Raw genomic sequence first — 8,628 nt, forward strand, 5'->3', positions numbered from 1 at the left:
GTCATTTCACCTTTTAGCGCTGCTGCGTTTGCGCAACGCCCTGCTCGACGGCGTCGACAAACATGGCGGCCACGTCAAAACCCGTCTGCTGCATGATTTCCTGGAAGCAGGTCGGGCTGGTGACGTTGACTTCCGTCAGATAGTCGCCGATCACGTCCAATCCTACCAGCATCAGGCCACGCGCGGCCAGGATCGGGCCCAGCTTTTCAGCGATTTCCAGGTCGCGCGCCGTCAATGGCTGCGCCACGCCCGTGCCGCCGGCGGCCAGGTTGCCCCGTACTTCGCCCGCCTGCGGGATGCGCGCCAGCGAAAACGGCACCGGCTTGCCGCCGATGACGAGGATGCGCTTGTCGCCCTTGACGATGTCGGCGATAAACCGCTGCGCCATGATGGTTTGCGCGCCGTTCTCGCTCAAGGTCTCGATGATGGCACCCAGGTTCAGGCCATCGGCCTTGACGCGGAAGATGCCCGTGCCACCCATGCCGTCGAGCGGCTTGAAGATGACGTCCTGGTGCTTGGCGTGGAAGGCGCGCAGGCGTGCTTCGTTCGACGTCACCAGGGTCGGCGAGGTGAATTCGGAAAACTGGGCAATGGCCAGCTTTTCATTGTTGTCGCGGATGGCGGACGGCTTGTTGAAGACGCAGGCGCCCTGCTTTTCCGCCAGTTCCAGCAAATACGTGCCGTACACATATTCCATGTCGAACGGCGGATCCTTGCGCTCGATGATGGCGTCCAGGGTCGACAGGCGCACTTCTTCGGTGGAGACCACCTTGTACCAGTCGTGTTCGTCGCCCGTCAGCTCGATGTGTTTGACCAGTGCCGTAACGATGCCCTCTTCCAGCGCCATGTCCTTTTGTTCGAAGGCATACACGGCATGGCCGCGTTTGGCCGCCTCGCGCATCATGGCGAAGGTGGAATCTTTGTAAGTCTTGAAGCCTGCCAGCGGGTCGGCAAGGAATGCAATTTTCATGGTGCGTCCAATCGGGGAGCCTGGATAAGGAATGCTTGATTCTAGCCGAGATCGCCAGGCGCGGTAGTCGCCGCGCCCGGCAAGCTGCAGGGAGGGATCAGTACACCTCGGGATTCGGGTCCGTGCGCTCCATTTCCAGCGACGCGGCCAGCAAGGCCAGGCGCGCCACCACGCCATACACATAGAAGCGGTTCGGCGCGGCCGTGCCCGGCTTGGCCTTCAAGTCCGGCACGGCATGCTGCTGGGCAAATGCCAGCGGCACGTATTGCGAGCCGGGCGCGTTCAGGTTCTGGTCCACGCCACGCTCCGCGTGCACGCGGTAAAAACCGCCCACCACGTAGCGGTCGATCATGTAGACGACCGGTTCGGCCACGGCATCCTTGATGCTTTCAAAGGTCGGCACGCCTTCCTGGATGATCACGTCGGTGACGACTTTACCGTCCTTGACGATGGACATCTTGTCGCGCTGCTTACGCGACAAGTCGCGCACTTCGCTGGCGTCGCGCACCGTCATGATGCCCGTGCCATACGTGCCCGCATCGGGCTTGACGATGACGAACGGCTTTTCCTTGATGCCGTATTCCTTGTATTTCTTGCGGATCTTGGCCAGCAGCACATCGACGCTGGCGGCCAGCGCATCTTCGCCCTCGCCTTCCTGGAAATTCACGTCGCTGCACTTGGCGTGGAAAGGATTGAGCATCCACGGATCGACATCGATCATCTTGCCGAATTTTTTCACCACTTCATCGTAAGCCGTGTAGTGGTTGCTCTTGCGGCGCAAGGCCCAGCCCGCATGCAAGGGCGGCAGCAGGCTTTGCTCATGAATATTTTGCAAGATATCGGGGATGCCGTCCGACAAGTCGTTATTCAGCAGAATCGTGCACGGGTCGAAATCCTTCAAGCCCAGGCGGCGGCCATTGTTCAGGCGCACGAGCGGCTCGATGACGAGCATGTTGCCATCTGGCAACGCCAAGGGTGTCGGCTGAGTGATCTCGGGCGACCAGGAGCCGAAGCGCACGTGCAGCCCCGTCTGGCGGAAGATTTGCATCAATCGCGCCACGTTCTGCAGGTACTGCGGCGTGGTGTTGTGCAATTCCGGCACGATCAGCAGGTTGCGGGCGTCCGGGCAATACTTGTCGATGGCGGCCATGGCCGCCTGCACGGACAAGGGCAGCATTTCCGTGGCCAGGTTATGGAAACCGCCAGGAAACAGATTGGTATCGACGGGCGCCAGCTTGTAGCCGGCATTACGCAAGTCTACCGAGCAATAGAAGGGCGGCGTGTGCTCTTGCCACTCCATGCGAAACCAGCGCTCAATGGCCGGCGTCGCGGCCAGAATCTTTTTTTCGAGGTCGAGCAGCGGTCCGGTCAGGGCCGTGACGAGATGGGGAACCATAGTTACATCCTTAAATTATGTGCAGTATTCAAAAAAGCACACAGAACTGCCGACTATATTACCGTGTAAGTACCCCAAATCGGGGCAAAAGCCTTGTTTTAAAGACCTTTTACATTCCCACAACGAAAAAAAAGCACCTCGATGAGATGCCTTTTCCAGCCGGACATGCCGCGCCGGGGCGCTGGCATGCCAGATAATTGCTATTTAGCCATGATACGCCTGCTCGCCGTGGCTGGTGATATCGAGGCCTTCGCGCTCCTCTTCTTCCGGTACGCGCAAGCCGATGACGATGTCGACCAGTTTATAGGCGGTGACGGAGACGATGGCAGACCAGAGGATGGTGGTGCCGACCGCTTGCGCCTGCACCCACACCTGGTGGCCGATCGAATACGGATCCGCCGACATCTTGTTGGTCACATAGTCGAAAACGCCCTGGCCGCCCAGTTGTGGCGCAGCAAACACACCCGTCAGCAAGGCACCGAGGATACCGCCCACGCCATGCACGCCGAACACGTCGAGCGAATCGTCGGCGCCGATCAGGCGTTTCAGGCCATTCACGCCCCACAGGCAGACGACACCGGCCAGCAAGCCGATGACCAGGCCGCCCATCGGGCCGACAAAGCCGGCCGCCGGAGTGATCGCCACCAGGCCGGCCACGGCGCCAGACGCGCCACCGAGCATCGATGGCTTGCCTTTGCTGATCCACTCGCCAAACACCCACGACAGGGTGGCGGCAGCCGTTGCCAGCAAGGTATTGACGAAGGCCAGGGCAGCCACGTCGCCCGCTTCCAGCGAGGAACCGGCATTGAAACCGAACCAGCCCACCCACAGCAAGGATGCGCCTATCATGGTCATCGTCAGCGAATGCGGCGCCATCGACTCACGGCCGTAGCCGACGCGCTTGCCGATCATGATGGCGCCCACCAGGCCGGCGACAGCGGCGTTGATGTGCACCACGGTGCCGCCGGCAAAGTCCAGCGCGCCTTTTTGCCAGATCCAGCCTGCCTTCAGGGCTTCGCTGGCCGAGGTGGCGGCGCTGGTGATCAGGTCAGGTCCCGTCCAGAACCAGACCATGTGGGCCGCTGGCAGGTAGGCGAACGTGAACCACAGTACGACGAAGGCCAGCACGGCGGAAAATTTGGCGCGCTCGGCAAAGGCGCCGACGATCAGCGCGCAGGTGATGGCGGCAAACGTGCCCTGGAACGCGACAAAGACGAACTCGGGAATGACGACGCCCTTGCTGAAGGTGGCGGCGGCGGCAAACGTGCCTTTGGCCGGGTCCCAGATACCATTCAGGAACAGGCGGTCGAAGCCACCGAAGAAGGCGGTTTTTTCCGTGAAGGCGATCGAGTAACCGTAGATACACCACAGCACGATGACCAGCGCGAACACCATGAACACTTGCATCAGCACCGACAGCATGTTTTTCGAGCGCACCAGGCCACCGTAGAACAGGGCCAGGCCGGGGATCGTCATCAGGATCACCAGCAAGGTGCTGATCATCATGAAACTGGTGTCGCCCTTGTTGGCGACAGGGGCAGCGGCTGGTGCTGCAGCGGCCGGAGCGACAGCCGCCGGTGCTGCTGCATCAGGCACCGGCGTCACGGCGGGAGCGGCAACGGCCGTGGTCGTGGCCGCCTCCGTCTTGGCGGGCGCATCGGCAAAGCTCGGCGAGGCAAGGCCAAACGCGCACAGGCAGGCTATCCCGGCGAGCAATTTTGTTATATTTTTTTGCATCAATATTCCCCTTAGAGCGCTTCGTTGCCGGTTTCACCGGTACGGATGCGGATGACCTGTTCCAGGTTGTAGACGAAAATCTTGCCATCACCGATTTTACCGGTACGCGCGGCACCTTCGATCGCTTCGATGGCCTGGTCGACAATGGCGTCATCAACGGCCGCTTCAATCTTGGTCTTTGGCAAGAAATCGACGACATACTCGGCACCACGGTAGAGTTCCGTGTGTCCTTTCTGGCGGCCGAAACCCTTCACTTCGGTGACGGTAATGCCTTGCACATTGATAGCCGACAAGGCTTCGCGTACTTCGTCCAGTTTGAACGGTTTAATGATTGCAGTAATCATTTTCATGGCAGTCTCGCTTAAAAGGTTTTGGATACGGTCAGCACGAGACCGGATTTCGCCAGATTCTTGCCATTCGGTGCCAGCGACGTGATGTTGGCCTTGACCGCAGCCAGGGAAACGGTGGCCATGCCGAAGTCCTTGGTCACGCCGATCTTGACATCGTTGTAGCTGAGGGCGTCGTTGTGCTCGACCTTCTGGCGCCCCACGTGCACGTTCATGATGTAGCCGTCGATCAGGTCGAAGTTGCCGCCCACGTCGAGGTAGCCGCTGTTCTTGCTGTCGGCAACGCCGAACAGATTGGTGGTCGAGTGCGAGTACTTGATGTACAGCGGGCCATAACCGAGCTGGCCGTACAGCTCGAAGGTGTTCGCATTGGTGCTCAGTCCATTCGATGGATAGAAATAGTACAGGCCGCCCACGTCATAGGTAAAATCCTTGCTGATCTCGCCCCGTTTGCCGCCGTAGATATCCCATTCCAGATTCGTATCGCCGCCACCGTCCTTGATCCATTTGATGCTCGACAGCCAGGTGCCCACATACAGGCCCGTCGGGTTATGGGTATAGTCGGCACCGCCGCTGATGGCCGGTTTCAAGCGGCTTTGCGAGATACCGCGGTAACGGTAATCGCTGGTCAGCGCCACGTTGTAGCTCACCACGTTATCAGGTACGGCTTCGGCCGCAGCAGGCGCCGCCACTGCATCCTGGGCCATGGCGCTGCCGCACAAGGCGGTCATGGCCAGCGTCAACGCTGCAGCTAAAGTCATGTTCTTGGACAGATTCTTCATGGCGATTCCCTTTTATTGAACTTTTAAAGCGGTTGAGGTTTAAAATCTTGGCTGGAGATCACAAAGCGTTCATACCTTCTTTAGCAGAATACGTGCCAGCTCTCTTGCCACCTTGACAGGGGCGTTTCCGGCCACACATACCCTGCAAGCCTGTGGACATGCGGGTATGGGCTGCCAAAGCAGGATGAACCGCCCAGTTTCGCACCAGATTAACGCCGCTGTGCACCGCAATGGTGCGATGCACAGGCCGCACCATAAAAGGACTGACCATGGACATGAATACCTTCTTTAACGACTTGCAAGGCAAGATCCATCAAGCCATCGAAAACTCGCCTGCCAAGGATATCGAGAAAAACGTGAAATCGATGATGACCCAGGGCTTCGCCCGCCTGGACCTCGTCACGCGCGAGGAATTCGATATCCAGGCGCAAGTGCTGGCCAAGACCCGCGCCAAGCTGGACGCACTGGAATTGCGCCTGATCGAACTGGAAACGCGCCTGAACGATCCAACAGCCTGAACCGCTGTGCAGGCAGGGCGCCGTCATCGGCGGCCTTGCTGGCATACCTCAAGCCTCATTCCTGTTCAAGCGCTAGACTGATCCTGCGCGCGCCCGCGCTACAGGGGATTCTGATGAGCCTGGCCGTCCTGAAAAGCCGCGCCCTGGCCGGCATGGAGGCGCCCGAGGTAAGTGTCGAAGTCCACCTTGCCAATGGCTTGCCCTCGTTTACGATTGTCGGCCTGCCGGATACGGAAGTGAAGGAATCGCGCGACCGCGTTCGTGCCGCGCTGCAAAACTGCGGCTTTGAGATGCCGGCGCGGCGCATCACGGCCAATCTGGCGCCGGCAGACTTGCCCAAAGAATCTGGCCGCTTCGACCTGCCCATTGCGCTGGGCATACTCGCCGCCTCCGGCCAGTTGCCGGGCGACCAATTACACCACTATGAATTCGCGGGCGAACTGTCGCTGTCAGGCCAGTTGCGCCCCATCCGCGGCGCCCTGGCCATGACCTTTGCCATGCAGCGCAGCCAGTCGGGCGCGCCACGCGCCTTCATCCTGCCGCAGGCGAACGCGGACGAGGCCGCTCTCGTCAGCGATGCCTGCATCTATCCCGCCCACAGCTTGCTCGAGGTCTGCGCGCATTTTGCCGCGCGCGCCAGCCACACTGCCCTGCAACGTCACCAGCCCGTGCTGGCAGCGCACGCTTTTCCCTATCCCGACTTTGCCGACGTGCAAGGGCAGCAGCAGGCGCGGCGGGCACTGGAAGTGGCGGCCGCGGGCGGTCACAACGTCTTGATGGTGGGACCGCCGGGCGCGGGCAAGACCATGCTGGCCAGCCGCTTCCCCGGCGTGCTGCCGCCCATGAGCGATGAAGAGGCGCTGGAATCGGCTGCCGTGCATTCCTTGGGTGGCCACTTCAAGGTGGAACACTGGAAACGCCGCCCCTATCGCGCCCCGCACCAGACAGCGTCCGGCGTGGCCCTGGTGGGCGGCGGCAACGTGCCGCGCCCGGGAGAAATATCGCTGGCCCACTGCGGCGTGCTGTTTCTCGACGAAATCGCCGAATTCCAGCGCCGGGTGCTCGATGTGCTGCGCCAACCCATGGAATCGGGCGTCATCAGCATTTCACGCGCGGCCCGCCAGGCCGAGTTTCCTGCCCGCTTTCAGTTGATCGCCGCCATGAATCCCTGCCCGTGCGGCTATCTGGGGCACGTTTCCGGCCGTTGCCGTTGCACACCGGACGCCGTGCTGCGCTATCACAATCGCCTGTCCGGCCCGCTGCTCGACCGTATCGACCTGCAGATTGAAGTGGCCGCCATGCCGCCGGCGGCGCTGGGGCGACGTGCAGGCGCTGGCGAAAGTACACAAGCCATCGCCACCCGGGTAGCGGCAGCCTTTGCCTTGCAGCTGGCACGCCAGGGAAAGTCCAACCAGCGCCTGAGCAACATGGAAATCGAACAGCATTGTCGCCTGGAGCCACACGGCGAACAGTTGTTGCATGGCGCCATGACGCGATTGCACTGGTCGGCGCGCACCTACCACCGGGTACTGCGCGTGGCGCGCAGCATCGCGGATCTGGCGGACAGCGCCGCCATCACGCCGCCGCATGTCGCCGAAGCGATCCAGTACCGGCGCGTGCTGCGCGAAATATAAGGCGGCCAGTGAGCGCCACGCGTGCGCGATTGCGCGTGATTCGCGGCGCTGCTACCATCTGCTGATGAAAAAACCATCACTTGCCCTCTTCCTGGCGACGCTCGCGGCTGCCAGCATCCTGTCCGCCTGCAGTCCGAAATTCGACTGGCGCGACTATCGCAGCCCCGATGCCCAGTTTACGGCCTTGTTTCCAGGCAAGCCGGCCGTGCTGACGCGCGAGATCGATCTCGATGGCAAGGAAATCAGCCTGACCATGACGGCCAGCGAGGTCGACGGCGCTACCTTCGCCATCGGCAGCGCCGTGCTCGACAGTGCGGAACAGGCACAAGCAGCCCTGCCCGCCATGCAGACGGCACTGTTGAAAAATATCAATGGCACCGTGCGCAGCGAAAAGCTGGCCTCGGCGGCCAGCAGCACGGCGGCAGGCAGCCATCAACGCAGCTCGCTGAGCATCGAAGCAGCGGGCACGCAGCAAGGCAAGCCCGTCTTGCTGGTCGGGCGTTTTGTGGCGCAGGACAAACGCATCTTCCAGATCATCATTCTTGGGGAAGAAAGCAAGCTGTCGCGTGACACCATCGACACCTTCATGGACTCGGTAAAACTGGATTGAGACTTAACGATCGCTTAAATAGGTGTTTTCACGGTCAGCAAGCCCTTGTAAATGCGTGCGTTGTCCAACAGATGGCCGTAACCGGCTTGCAAATGTGCAATCCGGGCAATCGGACGGCCTGTGCGACATTTCAAGTCGTGATATTGTTTCGACACTAACAACAAGTTTCAGAAAGCGCTTATGTTGATCTCATTTAAATCCAAATCTTCCCCTGAAGTGCTGATGTACCAGGAACATGCCCAGCGCATCCTCGACATCCTGCACAAGAACCCCACGCGCGGCGTCATCACCCCAGCGGAAGCGGGCGATGCCCTGGCCTTGCTGGAAAAAGAAGTCGCAGAAAGCAAACTGCATCCGGAAAATGACATCGAACACGATGCGCATACGCCGGAAACCTTGGAAGATGGCGAGACGGGTACCCATGCGCGCGCACAAAAAGTGCATTTTTCGCAGCGCGCCTATCCGTTGATGGAGATGCTGCGCGCGGCCAAGGCGGAAAATGAAAGCATCACCTGGGGCATCTAGTCAAATGAATGCTGCAGACGAAAAAAAACCCCGTATCTAGCGGGGTTTTTTTATATAACAAGCCTGACGATAACCTACTTTCACACTGGTTGCAGCACTATCATCGGCG

General features: G+C 60.3%; 9 protein-coding genes. 4 read left to right on the forward strand and 5 right to left on the reverse strand.

Translation table 11 applies throughout. The annotated features are described in order from the left end of the window. Positions 1-13: 13 nt before the first annotated feature. From gshB to AC54AF_RS17440, 5 genes are all read right to left on the reverse strand, one after another. Positions 14-970 carry a glutathione synthase gene (gene gshB, locus AC54AF_RS17420; RefSeq protein WP_496637546.1) on the reverse strand — a complete coding sequence of 319 codons (957 nt, stop codon included), beginning with the start codon at positions 968-970 and terminating at the stop codon, positions 14-16. 97 nt (positions 971-1,067) lie between these two features. Next, positions 1,068-2,366, reverse strand: a complete 1,299-nt coding sequence (gene gshA, locus AC54AF_RS17425; protein WP_092803594.1) for a glutamate--cysteine ligase — start codon at positions 2,364-2,366, stop codon at positions 1,068-1,070. Between the two features lie 204 nt (positions 2,367-2,570). Beyond that, a complete protein-coding gene (locus tag AC54AF_RS17430; protein ID WP_496637547.1) occupies positions 2,571-4,103 on the reverse strand; it encodes an ammonium transporter in 1,533 nt (510 codons plus the stop codon). Positions 4,104-4,114: 11 nt separating this feature from the next. Next, entirely contained in the window at positions 4,115-4,453 is a 339-nt protein-coding gene (locus AC54AF_RS17435) for a P-II family nitrogen regulator (protein ID WP_010393464.1), read from the reverse strand. Between the two features lie 11 nt (positions 4,454-4,464). Continuing rightward, the gene (locus AC54AF_RS17440) at positions 4,465-5,232 is read right to left on the reverse strand and encodes a TorF family putative porin (protein WP_496637548.1); all 768 of its coding nucleotides are present in this window, start codon (positions 5,230-5,232) and stop codon (positions 4,465-4,467) included. A 269-nt stretch (positions 5,233-5,501) separates the two neighbouring features. Between AC54AF_RS17440 and AC54AF_RS17445 the strand changes: the two genes are divergently transcribed. From AC54AF_RS17445 to AC54AF_RS17460, 4 genes are all read left to right on the forward strand, one after another. Then, positions 5,502-5,750 (forward strand): accessory factor UbiK family protein, encoded by a 249-nt coding sequence (locus tag AC54AF_RS17445; RefSeq protein WP_496637549.1) that lies wholly within the window; start codon positions 5,502-5,504, stop codon positions 5,748-5,750. A gap of 113 nt (positions 5,751-5,863) precedes the next feature. Then, on the forward strand, positions 5,864-7,384 hold the full coding sequence (locus AC54AF_RS17450) for a YifB family Mg chelatase-like AAA ATPase (RefSeq protein WP_496637550.1): 1,521 nt from the start codon (positions 5,864-5,866) through the stop codon (positions 7,382-7,384). Between the two features lie 64 nt (positions 7,385-7,448). Continuing rightward, a complete protein-coding gene (locus AC54AF_RS17455) occupies positions 7,449-7,994 on the forward strand; it encodes a hypothetical protein (protein ID WP_496637551.1) in 546 nt (181 codons plus the stop codon). A gap of 180 nt (positions 7,995-8,174) precedes the next feature. After that, complete coding sequence (locus tag AC54AF_RS17460) at positions 8,175-8,519, forward strand: DUF1840 family protein (protein ID WP_131688672.1); 345 nt, start codon at positions 8,175-8,177, stop codon at positions 8,517-8,519. The last annotated feature ends 109 nt before the right edge of the window (positions 8,520-8,628 follow it).

The organism is Janthinobacterium sp. JF4, from assembly GCF_059617925.1.